This is a genomic window from Pleomorphomonas oryzae DSM 16300 (assembly GCF_000422965.1).
Classification (GTDB): Bacteria; Pseudomonadota; Alphaproteobacteria; order Rhizobiales; family Pleomorphomonadaceae; genus Pleomorphomonas; species Pleomorphomonas oryzae.
The window spans coordinates 1-13,682 of record NZ_AUHB01000023.1 but is presented as its reverse complement, the minus strand read 5'-3'; the positions used below and the strand labels follow the sequence as shown (position 1 = coordinate 13,682).

Here is a 13,682-nt window from a genome sequence, read left to right as displayed (position 1 = left end):
AGCTCCGGGGTGGCGACTTCGAGGGTGCAGGCGCGGTGAGCCTTGAGGTCGCGGGAGGTGGCCCGATCTCGCACCGCACCCGATCCCGTGGGGTGCGGACACGCGGCATTTTCTGATTTTCATCCCCGGCGGTACCGGATCGCGTTCGCGACACCATCTGTGTGAAGGAACACGGTGGCCGGCCGGATCGGCATTGCGCCTGGTAACGGTCTCGGGCCGCCCACAATACGCAAGGAGGCGACGATGAAAGTCCTGATGGTTCTCACCTCGCACGACCAACTCGGCGATACGGGTCACAAGACCGGCTTCTGGCTGGAGGAGCTTGCCGCCCCCTATTATGCGTTCAAGGAGGCGGGTGCCGAGATCACGCTTGCCTCGCCCAAGGGCGGGCAGCCGCCGCTGGACCCGAGGAGCAGCGAGCCGGACTCGCAAAGCGAGGAGACGCGTCGCTTCGAGGCTGATGCCGAGGCGGTGCGCGCACTGGCGAGCACCGTGCCGCTCAGGGACGTGAACCAGGCCGACTTCGACACCGTCTTTTATCCCGGCGGTCATGGTCCGCTGTGGGATCTTGCCGAAGATCCGACGTCGATTGCGCTGATCGAGAGCTTCCTGGCTGCTCGGAAGCCGGTCGGGCTGGTCTGTCACGCGCCGGGCGCCCTCCGACGCGCCAGGACCGCTGCTGGCCGTCCGCTGGTCGAGGGCAGGAAGGTGACCGGCTTTTCCAATTCCGAGGAGGCGGCCGTCGGCCTGACCGACGTGGTACCGTTCTTGGTGGAGGACGAGCTGAAGTCGCTGGGCGGCCTCTACTCGAAGGGCCGGGACTGGGGATCCTACGCGGTTCGGGACGATCTGCTCGTTACCGGTCAGAACCCCCAGTCTTCGGCGGAAACCGCACGCCTGCTGATGGACACGCTCAAGACGGGTCGGTGAAGGGAGCCGGCATCTCGCCGGACAACCGATGATGCGCTGACTGTTGCCCCCTACCTCGGCACATAAACCAACCTGACCACGCTCTCGCCGATCCGCTCGTTCGCCACCAAGCGAAGCGGCGGGCGCGGTGCGGCGAAGAAGGGTTTGCCGGAACCGATGACGACGGGGTGGAGATAGAGGCGGTATTCGTCGATGAGAGGGCTGAGGCTGGCGGCCAGTTCCGGGCCGGCGACTTCGAGCGTGCCGACGCGCTGGGCCTTCAGATTGCGGACAGTTGCCTCGACGTCGTCCCTGATGAGCCTGGCGTTGGGGCCGACCTGCTCCAGCGTGCGCGAGACGACCCATTTCGGCCGGCTGCGCCAGGCGGCGGCGAAGTCACGCTCCGCGTTGTCCCAATCGGGGCGTTCGTCGTCCCAATAGCGCATCAGTTCGTACATGCGTCGGCCGTAGATGCAGCCGGACATGGCGCGCATATCATCGATGAAGTGGCGGAACAGCACTGGGTCGGGCTCCAACGTCATGTCGTCGACATAGCCGTCCAGCGACTGGTTCAATGCAAAGACCAGCTTCGCCATCTGCTTCGCCTCCCGTATGTCGTTCTCGGCTTCATTCGCTGTGTTAGCCGGGGTGCTGAGCGGGACATGAGCAGGATGCGGCAAGGGCCGACGTAAGTCGAGAGAACCTAGTCCTCCCGCGCCTTCACCTCCCACGTTGCCGTGTCGTGGTCTGGGTGCTGGTTGTTGCTCGCCTTGATCGCCGCCGCCCAGGCGGCGCCGTTGTTCTCCGTCGCGCCCGTGTTCTCGATCTCGGTGATCGTATCGAACCAAGCCACCATGTTTTCGGTGCAGATGTTGGAATGCGGCGGGAAGGCGCTGGGATCGTCGAGCGTGCCGATCATCAGGTTGGTGCGGCCGTTCTCGACATGGTGGAAGAACAGCGGCGTGCCGCAGTTGGCGCAGAAGCCGCGCTCGACCTTCTCCGAACTCTTCCACACGCTCGGCCTGCCGCGGGTCCAGGTGAGCGCGTCGTCGGGCGCGGCGACCAATGCGGAGAAGATGTTGCCGGTAGCCTTCTGGCACATGCGGCAATGGCAGAGATGCGAGTTGTCGAGCATGGCGGTGGCGCGGTAGCGAACGGCCCCGCACTGGCAGCCGCCGGTCACCTCGGTGTCGATGCGGTTCATGGGTTCCTCCTCGAGCGGGCCTCTTGAGGAAGCTTAGCAGGAGGATCGGATTTTTGTGTCAGCAGGTTGATTTGCCGTGCCGACACGAACCCGAGGGGAGCTAAGCCCTCGCCACCAGCACTGTCCCCACGCCTAGCATCGCCGCACCGATCAGCGTCGGCGTATCCCAGCCTCGCACCGCCCGTGCGGATGGCATCTGCCACGAGGCCGCCGATCAGTTGGCTGGTCACCAGCACGGATATGGTTGTCCCGGCGCTGAGGCGCTGGTAGCCGATCAGGCTGGCGAAGACGAAGAAGGTGCCGAGGAGGCCGGGGATCAGGCTGCGCCAGCCGAAGGCGGCGGTGAGTTCGGTAAAGCCGGCGGTGCCGGATCTGAAGGCGAGCAGCGCCAGCAAGAGGCTGACGCCGACGACCGAGTTCAGGGCCATGGCGATGATCGGTGTCGATGAGGCGGCCGAGATCTGCGCCATGATCAGGTTCTGGATGACGATGGCGCCACCGGCGGCGATCAGCAGGGCGAAGATCGTCATGTGAGCGGCGTGTCGGGCGTGGCACGGTCGTCGAGCACCAGTTGCAGGAAGGCGAGGTCGAGCCACTTGCCGAACTTCATGCCGACTTGCGGCAGCAGGCCGACCTCGGCGAAGCCCAGCTTCCTGTGCAGGCGGATGGAGGTGGTGTTGCCGGCTTCGATACCGGCGACCATCACGTGCTTGCCGATGGTGCGGGCGCGGGCGATCAGCGCGTGCATCAACGCCTCGCCGATGCCTTGGCCGCGCGCATCAAAGCGGACGTAGACCGAGTGCTCGACCGTGTGGCGATAGCCATCGTGCGGGCGCCAGTCGCCGAAGGTGGCGTAGCCGAGCACGGCGTCATTTTCGTCCACAGCCACCAGCAACGGATAGCCCTGACGCACGCGGTCGGCATGCCAGGCGGCGCGATTGGCAACGTCCACCACCTGCTCGTTCCAGATGGCAGCGGTGTGCACCACCGCGTGATTGTAGATCTCGGTAATGCCGGCAATGTCGACCGCCACCGCGTCACGGATCTGCATGACTGCCCCCCTTCATCCACTATTGAAGACATATTGTCTACTATAGTGGATGAATGGTGGCAAGAGGCTGCGATGTCAGCGGAGCTTGAGTAGCGTCACCGCATAGGTGCAGGGGCGGTCGGAGTCGTTCCTGAACACGCAGTCGGAGGGCGGGCCGAGCTCCAAGCAGTCGCCTTGGTGCATCTCGTGGTGCGTTTCGCCTTCGATGAAGGTGAGGTCGCCGTCGAGCACCCAGATCAACTGGCGCAGGAAGGCGTAGGCCGAGGCGGGCATCGGCACGGCGCGGCCGGCCGGCAGTGTCACCTCGACGATTTCCATGGGAAGGTCGGAGTGGGGCGATACCTGCCGGCGCAGATAGCCGGTGTCGGGGTCGGTCCAGAGCGGCTGGTCGCCCCGGCGGATCAGGCGGCCCTCGGGCGCCTCGGCGCGGGCCATCAGCGTCGACATGCTGAGGCCGAACGCGCCGGAGAGTTTTCCGAGAAGGTTGGCGGTGGGGCTGCTGTCGCCGCGCTCCACCTTGTGGATCATGGCGCGGGAGACGGAGGCCTTCTCGGCCAGTTCGGTCAGCGACCAGCCGCGGCTCTCCCGCTCGATGCGAACCCGTGCGCCAATGCGGCGGTCGATGTCGTTATTGTCGCTCATTCGTCCAAGATAGTGGACGGAGAGGGAAGGGACAACGGGGGTAATGAGGACCTTACAAAGGAGCGGCGTCGTCGCCCGATAACTTCAACTGGTTCTGTCTGCTCGATGATAGAGGTCTCTACATAGAACTTATTCAGTTATGTCCTTTAGGTAAGCTGATCGTTATCTTGGGTTGCAGAGATGGGAGTCCTGACTTCGTCCTGTCTCAGGAGAACTGGCATGTCCATCTTGTCGTGGCTACGGGGAGCCAAGCCCGTACGTGTGAAGATTGAGACTACACGCAGCGGAAATTTGACGCTCATTACCATTGGTGCTCGGCAGTTCTACGGGCAAAGCTCCGTTTCCCCGGATGGGCGTTTCACCCTTGCATGGTGTGATGCCAACGATGACGGCACACGCGGTGGCGCGAGAAGTGAAGGTAAAGGTCGATATCTTTTGGTCGATCGAGATCAACTTATTGTCGAGGGCAGAATGGAGCGCCCTAATGATGGCCACGTCGCGGACAACGGCGTTTTTGTGCTGAACGACTGGCGTTTTTCCAGCACCCAGTTGCGTGGCTCATTCTACGCCTTTCGTTCCGACGGAACTCGAATTCTGTGCAGTAAATTCCTTGCTAATCTTTATAATTGTGGCGTTTCACGTGATGGACGCTTCGCCTGCTGCCAGACATGCCATGCTCCCAGCGAGCGGGACGGCTCTGTGCTTACAATCTTTGACCTCGATAAGTCCGAAGAGGTCGCGCGCTGGCGTCCAGAGTCTAGCTGGGCGAATGCTTATGCCTTCAGCGCAGACGGTAATCAGGTTTCTCTGGTCTATAAATACGGGCCACCATTGCGCTATACGCTTTCGGGCGAGTTCCTTGATCGTGAGCTCTGGGTTCAATCGAGTCTCGATCGCGGCGATCTCTATATGCTTCAAAAGGTTATTAACGAAACCCATCCGAAGCCAGAGGGTGAGTTTGCCCGCCGCCTTGTTGCTTGCGCAGACACAGGCTTGGCCGCGTTGCGCGCTGATGATTTTAGAACTCGCGCCCTTGGTTTGAAGCTCAAAGCCATCTGCCTTGATGGACTGGAAGATTGGAAGCCCGCGTTGAAAGCATATGAGGAAGCGCTGGCACTGGACTCCAAAATCGGCGTCAAACGTCGTGCTGAGCAGTTGCGTAAAAAACTAACGTAGTAACACTATAATTGGATAAGGGGCTCCCTCCAAGCGTGCCACGGCAACGCCCGGCATCGCGGCGGCCCCCACTTGCTCAAGCCACGTTCTGCAGCTGCGCTTCGCCATTGTGGAGGAAGCAGGCCTTGGTGAAGAGGCCGAGGTCGACGAGGTTGGGTAGGCGGATGTCGCCAATATCCGGCAGGCGCTTGGCCTCGGGATCGAAGGCGCGGTCGATCTGCGAGATGAAGCCGAGGATCAGGCCCCTGTCTTTGGCAAAGGCGCTGAGCGCCGCGATCTGATCGGCGAGCGGCGGCTTGCTGCGCTGCTGATCGAGGATCTGGAGATAATCGACCACCGCCACCGATCCCGGTGCCGCGTCAGCCATGTGGGCCATGATGAGGTCGGCGCCGATCGCCTCGGTGGTGACCACCTCCACCTTGTCGGCGAGATCGGCTGGCGTGGCCAGTTTGCGGAGATGGCCGCGCGCCTGCGGCTCGGTGTATTCCAGGGTGAAGAACAGCGCCCTGCGGCCGGCGCGCACCGCGTCGAGCAGCAGTTGCAGGCCGAGCAGCGTCTTGCCCTGGCCGGGGCGACCGGCCATCAGCAGCAGGTCGCCGTCGTCGAGCCGGGAGAGGACCGTTTGCGACAGTGACCCGGCGGCCATGGTCGACGACAGAAGGCTCCAGCGGGCGAAGCCTTCCTCGCGGGCGACCTTATCGAGCGCTTCATGGAGCGGCAGATTGCCGGCGCGGGCCATCAGCTTGGCGCGGCGTTTCAGCTGGAAAATCGGCGCAGAGAGTTTCATCGCAACCTCCGTCACGAGCCAAACGCAACCCCTCCGCATGCGACGCTCGAACAGATGGTTCGACGATTGTCACTTGCCCGGCATGTCGAATGCTTTCCCGATAGGAGGGAGGAGGCGCGGGCCGCGCCTTGGCGAGGAGGTTAGCGAGCCGGGCGAGTCTCGGCAAGCGGGAAGGGCGCGCGTCGATGCGGCTCGATGGCCTCAGGCGCCCCCGCTACGCCAGATGCGGATCGTGTCGCTAGGGTACTTTCCGACGACCTCGAAATATTCCTGGTTGAAGCGGGCCATGTTGCTGAAGCCCCACTTGGCCGCGGCCGCGCGGGCGGAACTCGCCTCGCCGGAAACCAGATCGCGCCGCGCGCCCTCAATGCGACCGGTTTTCAGCAGGCGGTGCGGCGAGACGTTGAGATGCTTGCGAAAGCCGTCCTGTAAGGCGCGCACGCTGATGCCGAGGGCAGCGGCCAGATCATGGATGGTCCGCGGCTCGGTCTGGCTGTTGATGAGGTCGACGGCCCGCATGACGTTGCGTCGAGAGGCGATGAATTTCTCGCGGCGATGGTCGTCGTGCCTCGACGACACCAACTCGGCGATGGCGACCATCGCGGCGTCGCGAATGAGGTTCAGGCTGGCGTCGGAGGTCACGTATTCGGCGCGGTTTTCGAAATTCTCTCGGTAGCGGCCGGACAGCGCCTGAATCAGATGGCCGAACGCACCACCCAGCGGAAAATTCTGGATGCCTGACCAGCGGACGGGCGTGTCCTCGGCATATTGCCGCAGGGCGGCGTCGAAGCCGGGACGGTTGATATGGAAGGTGGTCGTTGCCGTGGCTTTGGTGGAGGAATAGCCGATGGCATGGTTCATGGTGAACACGAAGCCGACGTCGGCGGCCACCGGATAATCGCCGCGCCAGGTGCGAATGGCGAAATCGCCACGCTGCCGGGTGATGATCAGAATATCGTCGCTGTCGGCTTCGAAAGACGAGTCGAGATCGCCACCTGTCTGGCAATAGCTGAGAGTGAGACGAGTATCGCGGAAGGTGGATATCTTGAAATTGAGCGTGGAATCGCTGGTACCGGAAAGGTTGACCGATGGGCCGTAGACACGCGTGAGAAGATCCTTCAGCTCTTCTATGTTGCGATAGACGCTCTGGTGGTTTGTCCGACCCATGTGGTCGCCGATACTTCGCATGTCCCCTCTCTGCCCGGCGCGAACGGCTTCTGACCGACGTTAGGGCATTTCCGGCGAACTCCGGTTCGCCGGAAATGCTCTAGCTTTTTGTTTCACCGCAATTTCGGACGCAAAACCGGTTTCCACTTTTGCTGAAATTGCTCTAGGTCTTCGCCCGAAGATCCGTTGCGCGCTTGCCGTCAGGACATGCGAAGCTCAGGACGCTGTCAAGCGAAATGCCGATGCTGGGTTGGGTAACCGTTAAGGGAAAGGTACATTTCATTCAGCCGATCGCAGGTCGATGCTCCGAATATATAGTATTAGCAAGATATGTGGATTGAGGAATTTGCAAAAGCACTAGTAGATTCTTGGTGAGTTCACTCGCTATACGGGTGCTGTCCTGCCTTTTGTTTCGGCCCGCGATCTTAGCCGGAAGCCGGGACGAATCCCTACCTTGGCGTCCGTACAAAAAACGCCGTTCGGCACAAAACGCGCATTAGCGGTCGCCTAGGAATTGCTGCCTATTTTTTAACGCTGGCGCTGGCGGGCGCCGCCCGATCGCCTCGGGTTATAGGGTGGACGTAGAACGGTCTTCAGTATGACCTCCATCGTGTTCTCAGGGGCGGCAGGTGCCCTGCCAACTCGTTCTTATGACTGTTTTCCTCGTGCGAGACGTCGGTTTTCAAATTTCCCCTTCATGTCCAGCGTGTTGCCTGCTGGTTCGTTGATGGAAAGGTGGGGTGGAGACGTGTGTAGGCAGGTTTTCACAGATGAAGATGCCGGGCATGGCGACGATTATGCTTCAGGACTCTCGGCAGAAAATGCGGACTATCCGCTGGTCGCTGCGCTTGCCGGCATGGATTTTCCCGACAGAAGAACCGCGTTGCTCGTCCACGGCGCGCTGGTTCGGAGCGGCACGGGCGTCGCGGCGATCAAGCTCGTTCATCAATATCTTGTCGACGCCGACGCCATTTCTCTGCTCACCGTGCTCCGCACCCGTTATCGCTTCACCTTCGTCCATTGTCTGAAGACCCTGGAGCTCTCGATGTTCGTTGCCCGTCAGACGGGCGTTGAGGACAACGAGCGTGCTGTCCTTGCTGTCGGCGCGCTGCTGCACGACATTGGCAAGCTATCGGTGCCGATCAGCCTGCTGATGCTGCAGCGGAGCCTCCGCCCGGTGGAGATCGACAGGATCCGCACCCATGCCGAGGCCGGCTACGAGCTTCTGAGCGACAAGCGGATTTTCGGCTGGAACTCGGTTTTGGAGATCATCCGGCACCATCACGAATATCTCAATGGAACGGGCTACCCCTTTGGGCTCGTGGGCGGGCAGATTTCCTGGCGCACGCGCTGCGTTACCGTTTGTGACGTGCTGAGCGCGTTGACGGAAAGGCGTCCCTATCGTCCGGCCATGAGCCGGGATGAGGCCTTTTCCATTCTCATCGAGATGACGCGAGCCGGGAAGTTGGACGGCGAGATCGTCGGTATCTTTCGGTCTTGAAGTATTGTTGAGTAATAAATGAAGATATAATATCTGAAGTTGATGTTTTAATTAGATAAAACGAATGATTGTACAATCAATTAGCAATATTAGTGATAGATTTTACGGAATGTTCATCTCGGAAGCTCTATCTGTTTAACTGATGAAGCATTCAGTTACCGAGGAGCGCCTGTTGTGTCGTTCAAGAATCTTGCCTTGCAGTGGAAGGTTATTTGCCTGCTGGCACTGTTAGCCGCCGTTTCATTTGGAGTGATCGTTTACGCGGGTACGCAGATCGACGCTGTTAACACTATCAACGGCCAGATCATCGATGGCCCGGCGGCGGCGACCGTAGCGATGTCGCGGTGTAATCGGGATCTCCGGCAGACTGAGGCCGGCCTTCTCGCATCGGTCACCGCCAGCACGCCGGACGAGATGAGCACGGCCGAGGCGGTCATCGCCAAGTCCATGGCCAGCTACGAGCAACAGAACGGCATCGCCGCCAAGGCTTTCCCCTCGGGCGCCAGCCAGATCGCCGCCGTCCTCGACCAGGCGAAAAGCGCAGTCGACGCTTGTAAAAAGGCTGTCGCTGCGGTCAAGGCGGGGGCGCCGGCCTTTTCGACCATGCGGGAGAGCTGCGTTGCCGACCTCGATGCGACGGCCGCCGCCTCGTCCGCCTTCAACGCCACGATTGCCGCCGAGGAGGACCGGCTCAATGACGCCGCTGATGTCGTCGCCTATCATTCGGAGCTGACCGCCGGCCTCGTCATGGTGCTGAGCAGCCTTGTGGTGATCGGCTTGGCCATCATCGTTGCGCGTCGCTCCATTGTCGGCCCGATCAGGGAGTCGCTGCACGTCATGGAATCTCTCGGACGCGGTGAACTCGGCGTCGACGTGCCACATGTCGAGCGCAAGGACGAGGTCGGCGCCATTGCCAGCTCGCTCCTCAAGCTCAGGGCTGATCTGCAGCACGCCGAAACGATCCGAAAAGAGCACAGTGAGGCACAGGAAGCCGCCAATCAGACGGTGGTCCGCCGCAATGAGGTGGGAGTGCGTTTCGTTTCGGAAATGCAGGGTATCGCCACTGATTTCGCTCAGACGTCAGACGAAGTGGCGGAAAGCGCCCGTGGCCTGTCGGCCACCGCCGAGGAAACCTCGCGCCAGGCGCAGGCCGTCGCAGCCGCTGCCGAGGAGGCCGCCAACAACGTGCAGACGGTAGCTGCCGCGTCGGAGGAAATGGCCGTGTCGGTCAGGGAGATTTCCACCCAGGTGACCCATTCGGCCGAGATCGCTGACAATGCCTATCGGGAGGCGCAGGCGTCCAACGAGCGGATCGCCACGCTTGCTTCGGCCGCCGCCGCCATCGGCGACGTGATCAATCTGATCCGAGGCATCGCCGACCAGACGAACCTCCTGGCCTTGAATGCCACCATCGAAGCGGCACGGGCCGGTGAAGCCGGCAAGGGCTTTGCCGTGGTGGCAGCCGAGGTCAAGCAACTGGCTGACCAGACGTCGAAAGCCACGCAGGAGATCGAGGTGAAGGTCTCAGAGATCCAGACGGCGACCGACGGCACGGTCAGCTCCATGTCGGAAATCATCAAGACGATCAGCGGCATCAAGGAAGCGTCGGCGGCGATCGCCAGCGCCATCGAGGAGCAGGGCGCCACCACCGACGAGATTGCTCGCAACTGCCAGCAGGCGGCGTCGGGCACGACGCAGGTGACGCAGAATATCTCCGGCGTCGGCCAAGCGGCGGAAATGACCGGCGCCGCCTCGACCCAGCTGATGACCATGTCCTCGGGCCTGTCACAAAAGGCGGCCACCCTGAAGGCGTCGGTGGCAACCTTCGTCAAGGATCTGGCGGCGGTGTAGGCCGCATGTCGCCTCCCTGGGGTAAGAATCTCGGGGAGGCGAGAGGGTATGCACCAAGCAGAGCTCTGGTTGTGTTGTACAGTGTACTGCAAATATTAAAATATGACTGTGGAGTAACACTAATCAAATAGCGTGAATTCTTCTTATCTTTAGGGATAATTTATCATGTTAAGGCTACGAGTGGTCTCGGTGGGGTTGTTTTTCCACTGAGGAGCGCTTGCTGTGTCGTTCAGAAATCTTACCCTACAGACGAAGGTTATTTGCCTTCTGTTGTTGCTGGCCGCAGTTTCGTTTGGGGTAATCGTCTACGCCGGTACGCAGATCGACGCCGTCAATACCATTAACAGTCGGATCATCGAAGGTCCCGCCGCGGCGGCCACCTCTCTGGCGCGCACCAGTCGCGACATGCGGCAGGCGGAAACCGGGCTTTGGGCGTTAGTGGCTGCTGCTACGGCGGACGAGACCGCCATGGCCGAGGCGACCATCTCCAAGTCGATGGAGAGCTACGAAAAGCAGAACGGCCTTGCCGCTCAAGCTTACCCGGAGGGCGCCGGCGAAATCGCCGCTGTTCTTCAGAAGGCGAAAAATGCCGTCAACGTCGACTGCAAACAGGCCGTCGATAAGATCAAGGCGGGGGCGCCGGTCGTCAAGACCCTGCAGGATGTGTGCGTGTCGGAAATCGATGCGACGATCGCTGAGGCCGTCGTCTTCAACGACAAGCTGCTTGCCGAAAAGGATCGGCTGGACAAGGAGGGCGACGTCATCGCCTATCGGTCGGAGCTGACCGCCGGCCTCGTCATGGTTCTCAGCAGCATCTTGGTGATCGGCCTTGCCATCGTCGTCACGCGGCGGTTCATCGTTGGACCGGTCAAGGATTCGCTCAAGGTGATGGACGCGCTGGGCCACGGTGAGCTCAGCATTGATGTGCCGCATGCCGACCGCAAGGACGAGGTGGGCGCCATCGCCAATTCCCTGGTGAAGCTGCGCGCCGACCTGCGCGAGGCTCGCGCTGTTCGCGAAGAGCAGAAGCGGGCCGAGGAAGTCACCAATCAGGCGATTGTCCGCCGCAACGAGGTCGGCACGCGCTTCGTATCCGACATGCAGAGCGTGGCCACCGACTTCGCCCAGACGTCGGATGAAGTGGCGGAAAGCGCCCGTGGCCTATCGGCCACCGCCGAGGAGACGGCACGCCAGGCTCAGGCCGTCGCCGCCGCCGCCGAGGAAGCTGCCAACAACGTGCAGACGGTGGCCGCCGCTTCCGAGGAAATGGCTGTTTCCGTAAGGGAGATTTCCACCCAAGTGACCCACTCGGCCGAGATCGCTGACAACGCCTATCGGGAGGCGCAGGCTTCCAACGAGCGGATCGCCTCCCTGGCCTCGGCCGCCGCCGCCATCGGCGACGTCATCAACCTGATCCGAGGCATCGCCGACCAGACCAACCTTCTGGCCTTGAATGCCACCATCGAGGCCGCGCGAGCCGGTGAAGCCGGCAAGGGCTTTGCCGTTGTCGCTGCCGAGGTCAAACAACTGGCTGACCAGACGTCGAAAGCCACGCAGGAAATCGAGGTGAAAGTCTCAGAGATCCAGACGGCGACCGACGGCACGGTCAGCTCCATGTCGGAAATCATCAAGACCATCAGCGGCATCAAGGAAGCATCGGCGGCGATCGCCAGCGCCATCGAGGAGCAGGGCGCCACCACCGACGAGATTGCTCGCAACTGCCAGCAGGCGGCGTCGGGCACCACGCAGGTGACGCAGAATATCTCCGGCGTCGGCCAGGCAGCGGAAATGACCGGCGCTGCCTCCACCCAGCTGATGACCATGTCGTCGGGCCTGTCACAAAAGGCGGCGACATTGAAAGTGTCCGTCGAAACCTTCGTCAAGGATCTGGCGGCGGTTTAGCGGCTGTTCGGCTCTCTCCCCGCGAGATCTTCGGGGAGAGGCCTCATTCCTTCTCCAGATTGCCGACCACGGTGGCGAGCAGCGCCATCAGCCGCGCCTGATCGGCGTCGGGAATGCCGTTCATCGCCTGGGCCACCACCGCTGCCAACTGTTGCTTGGCGGCCGGCAGGCGATCTCGCGCCTTGTCGGTCAGGGCGAACAGGGTGGATCGGCGGTCGGCGCTGTTGGCCTTGCGGACGATCAGACCGTCACGCTCCATGCGCATCAACAGGGCCGCCATGGTCGGCTGCTCGACCTGAGCCAATTCGGCCAGCTGCTTCTGGGGCAGCGGGCTGTTTTCCTCAAGAGCAATGGCCACCGGCATGTAGGCCATGCCGAAATCGAGCGGGCGAAGTCGCTGCTCGAAATGCTTCATCACCACGCGGGAGGTGTGGTTGATCCAGAAGGTCGGCGTGGCTTCCGGTTGCCATGGCGCGGCTTCCGGGCTTGGGGGCTTGAATTTCATAGCATGCTATATATTTTAGAGTCCGTGCATCGCGACGAGCGACGACAAGGAGATGAACCATGACGGCCCCGACCACAAGTGCCGGCTTCGACGCCGCCTATCGCGCGCCCCTCACCCTGTGGGGCGACATCCGCGTTCCCCGCGAGGTGAAGGCAATTGCCGACCGGCTGGCGGACGGCAAGGTGTTGGAACTCGGCTGCGGCCTCGGCCGGTTTTCGCAATATCTGGCCGAGCGCGGCCTTGACAGCACCGGTGTCGATTTCTCGCCCGTCGCTATCGACAAAGCTTCGGCGCGCGTCGCCGGCAAGGCCCGCCGGGCCAACTTTATGGTGGCCGACGTGACCAACCTCCACGTTCCCGGCGGTCCGTTCGACGCGGCCTTCGACATCGGCTGCTTTCACTGCCTCGATGCCGAGGGACAGGCGGCCTACGCGGCCGGCGCGGCGTCGGTGCTGAAACCGGGCGCGACCCTGCTGATCTGGGGGATGGAGACGGCGCCGAGCGATCAGCCGTTCACGCCCGATGCCGCCGAAGCGATCTTTGAGGGACATTTTCGCCTCGTCCGTTCCGCCCCAAGCCGCCGCCGGTTTGCGCGGTCCTACTGGCTGTGGCTGGAGCGACTTTAGGAAGCTGGACGGTTCGATTAACCGGGTTTTCTGGACGGCTACGGGATCGTAGGAGCCGCCTCGGCGCAGTATCCTGACGGCTCGGCTTTGGGAACAGCCGCTTTGCTGGGGGGCTTATCTCCGTGGACCTTCGGCCTACGCCGCCGCGCTCCGCTCCAAACAGATCAGCCGTTTGATGTTGTAGACGAGGTTGGCGAGACCGATCTTGGTCGTCGCCCTGGCGATACCAATGGTCCGGATGAACAAACCCATCCGGGCCTTCTGTTCGGCAAAGACGTGCTCGACGTGGGAGCGCACCTTGGATTTGAGATTGTTGGCCCGGCGCGTCGCCTCGTTCATCGGCTTGCCCTTGGGCTTTTTG

Annotated in this window: 14 protein-coding genes and 1 pseudogene; 6 read left to right on the top strand and 9 right to left on the bottom strand. The window is 61.9% G+C overall.

Features of this window, described 5'->3' with window-relative positions:
* Window positions 1–243 precede the first annotated feature (243 nt).
* Window positions 244–930 carry a type 1 glutamine amidotransferase domain-containing protein gene (locus G522_RS0123475; protein ID WP_026793113.1) on the top strand — a complete coding sequence of 229 codons (687 nt, stop codon included), beginning with the start codon at window positions 244–246 and terminating at the stop codon, window positions 928–930.
* Window positions 931–980: 50 nt separating this feature from the next.
* Here the strand turns inward: G522_RS0123475 and G522_RS0123470 are convergent, their stop codons facing one another.
* The 5 genes from G522_RS0123470 to G522_RS0123450 form a co-directional block, all read right to left on the bottom strand.
* The gene (locus G522_RS0123470; RefSeq protein ID WP_026793112.1) at window positions 981–1,505 is read right to left on the bottom strand and encodes a dihydrofolate reductase family protein; all 525 of its coding nucleotides are present in this window, start codon (window positions 1,503–1,505) and stop codon (window positions 981–983) included.
* Window positions 1,506–1,612: 107 nt separating this feature from the next.
* Complete coding sequence (locus tag G522_RS0123465) at window positions 1,613–2,113, bottom strand: GFA family protein (protein ID WP_026793111.1); 501 nt, start codon at window positions 2,111–2,113, stop codon at window positions 1,613–1,615.
* Window positions 2,110–2,643: a DMT family transporter gene (locus G522_RS28445; protein WP_210162972.1), complete on the bottom strand. Its 534-nt coding sequence runs from the start codon at window positions 2,641–2,643 to the stop codon at window positions 2,110–2,112. The genes G522_RS0123465 and G522_RS28445 overlap by 4 nt, the downstream gene beginning before the upstream one ends.
* Window positions 2,640–3,164, bottom strand: coding sequence for a GNAT family N-acetyltransferase (locus G522_RS0123455; RefSeq protein WP_026793110.1), 525 nt, complete (start codon window positions 3,162–3,164; stop codon window positions 2,640–2,642). The genes G522_RS28445 and G522_RS0123455 overlap by 4 nt, the downstream gene beginning before the upstream one ends.
* Window positions 3,165–3,239: 75 nt before the next feature.
* The gene (locus G522_RS0123450) at window positions 3,240–3,806 is read right to left on the bottom strand and encodes a helix-turn-helix domain-containing protein (protein ID WP_026793109.1); all 567 of its coding nucleotides are present in this window, start codon (window positions 3,804–3,806) and stop codon (window positions 3,240–3,242) included.
* A gap of 219 nt (window positions 3,807–4,025) precedes the next feature.
* On the opposite strand from G522_RS0123450, the gene G522_RS30190 reads away from it, so the two are divergent.
* Window positions 4,026–4,982 (top strand): hypothetical protein, encoded by a 957-nt coding sequence (locus G522_RS30190; protein WP_036840732.1) that lies wholly within the window; start codon window positions 4,026–4,028, stop codon window positions 4,980–4,982.
* A gap of 76 nt (window positions 4,983–5,058) precedes the next feature.
* On the opposite strand, the gene G522_RS0123440 is transcribed toward G522_RS30190, so the two are convergent.
* Window positions 5,059–5,769, bottom strand: a complete 711-nt coding sequence (locus G522_RS0123440; protein ID WP_026793108.1) for a DNA helicase — start codon at window positions 5,767–5,769, stop codon at window positions 5,059–5,061.
* Window positions 5,770–5,970: 201 nt separating this feature from the next.
* Entirely contained in the window at window positions 5,971–6,957 is a 987-nt protein-coding gene (locus tag G522_RS29290) for an AraC family transcriptional regulator (protein WP_026793107.1), read from the bottom strand.
* A 676-nt stretch (window positions 6,958–7,633) separates the two neighbouring features.
* Here G522_RS29290 and G522_RS28430 point away from each other — a divergent pair.
* The 3 genes from G522_RS28430 (at window position 7,634) to G522_RS0123420 (ending at window position 12,190) form a co-directional block, all read left to right on the top strand.
* On the top strand, window positions 7,634–8,437 hold the full coding sequence (locus tag G522_RS28430) for an HD-GYP domain-containing protein (RefSeq protein WP_169453592.1): 804 nt from the start codon (window positions 7,634–7,636) through the stop codon (window positions 8,435–8,437).
* Window positions 8,438–8,611: 174 nt separating this feature from the next.
* Entirely contained in the window at window positions 8,612–10,288 is a 1,677-nt protein-coding gene (locus G522_RS0123425; RefSeq protein WP_026793106.1) for a methyl-accepting chemotaxis protein, read from the top strand.
* Between the two features lie 222 nt (window positions 10,289–10,510).
* Entirely contained in the window at window positions 10,511–12,190 is a 1,680-nt protein-coding gene (locus G522_RS0123420; RefSeq protein ID WP_026793105.1) for a methyl-accepting chemotaxis protein, read from the top strand.
* Between the two features lie 43 nt (window positions 12,191–12,233).
* Here G522_RS0123420 and G522_RS0123415 read toward each other — a convergent pair whose 3' ends face one another.
* Entirely contained in the window at window positions 12,234–12,695 is a 462-nt protein-coding gene (locus tag G522_RS0123415) for a MarR family winged helix-turn-helix transcriptional regulator (RefSeq protein WP_026793104.1), read from the bottom strand.
* Window positions 12,696–12,754: 59 nt separating this feature from the next.
* Between G522_RS0123415 and G522_RS28425 the strand changes: the two genes are divergently transcribed.
* Window positions 12,755–13,321, top strand: a complete 567-nt coding sequence (locus G522_RS28425; RefSeq protein ID WP_036840728.1) for a class I SAM-dependent methyltransferase — start codon at window positions 12,755–12,757, stop codon at window positions 13,319–13,321.
* Window positions 13,322–13,456: 135 nt separating this feature from the next.
* On the opposite strand, the pseudogene G522_RS30330 reads toward G522_RS28425, so the two are convergent.
* A pseudogene (locus G522_RS30330) lies at window positions 13,457–13,682 on the bottom strand (IS5/IS1182 family transposase); the annotation flags it as partial.

Excerpts from the sequence above, each read along its gene's own strand:
- G522_RS28425 (WP_036840728.1), top strand. The coding sequence starts at position 12,755 with ATGACGGCCCCGACCACAAGTGCCGGCTTCGACGCCGCCTATCGCGCG.
- G522_RS0123455 (WP_026793110.1), bottom strand. The coding sequence starts at position 3,164 with ATGCAGATCCGTGACGCGGTGGCGGTCGACATTGCCGGCATTACCGAG.
- G522_RS0123475 (WP_026793113.1), top strand. The coding sequence starts at position 244 with ATGAAAGTCCTGATGGTTCTCACCTCGCACGACCAACTCGGCGATACG.
- G522_RS0123465 (WP_026793111.1), bottom strand. The coding sequence starts at position 2,113 with ATGAACCGCATCGACACCGAGGTGACCGGCGGCTGCCAGTGCGGGGCC.
- G522_RS0123415 (WP_026793104.1), bottom strand. The coding sequence starts at position 12,695 with ATGAAATTCAAGCCCCCAAGCCCGGAAGCCGCGCCATGGCAACCGGAA.
- G522_RS28445 (WP_210162972.1), bottom strand. The coding sequence starts at position 2,643 with ATGACGATCTTCGCCCTGCTGATCGCCGCCGGTGGCGCCATCGTCATC.
- G522_RS28430 (WP_169453592.1), top strand. The coding sequence starts at position 7,634 with ATGTCCAGCGTGTTGCCTGCTGGTTCGTTGATGGAAAGGTGGGGTGGA.
- G522_RS30190 (WP_036840732.1), top strand. The coding sequence starts at position 4,026 with ATGTCCATCTTGTCGTGGCTACGGGGAGCCAAGCCCGTACGTGTGAAG.
- G522_RS0123470 (WP_026793112.1), bottom strand. The coding sequence starts at position 1,505 with ATGGCGAAGCTGGTCTTTGCATTGAACCAGTCGCTGGACGGCTATGTC.
- G522_RS0123450 (WP_026793109.1), bottom strand. The coding sequence starts at position 3,806 with ATGAGCGACAATAACGACATCGACCGCCGCATTGGCGCACGGGTTCGC.
- G522_RS29290 (WP_026793107.1), bottom strand. The coding sequence starts at position 6,957 with ATGCGAAGTATCGGCGACCACATGGGTCGGACAAACCACCAGAGCGTC.
- G522_RS0123440 (WP_026793108.1), bottom strand. The coding sequence starts at position 5,769 with ATGAAACTCTCTGCGCCGATTTTCCAGCTGAAACGCCGCGCCAAGCTG.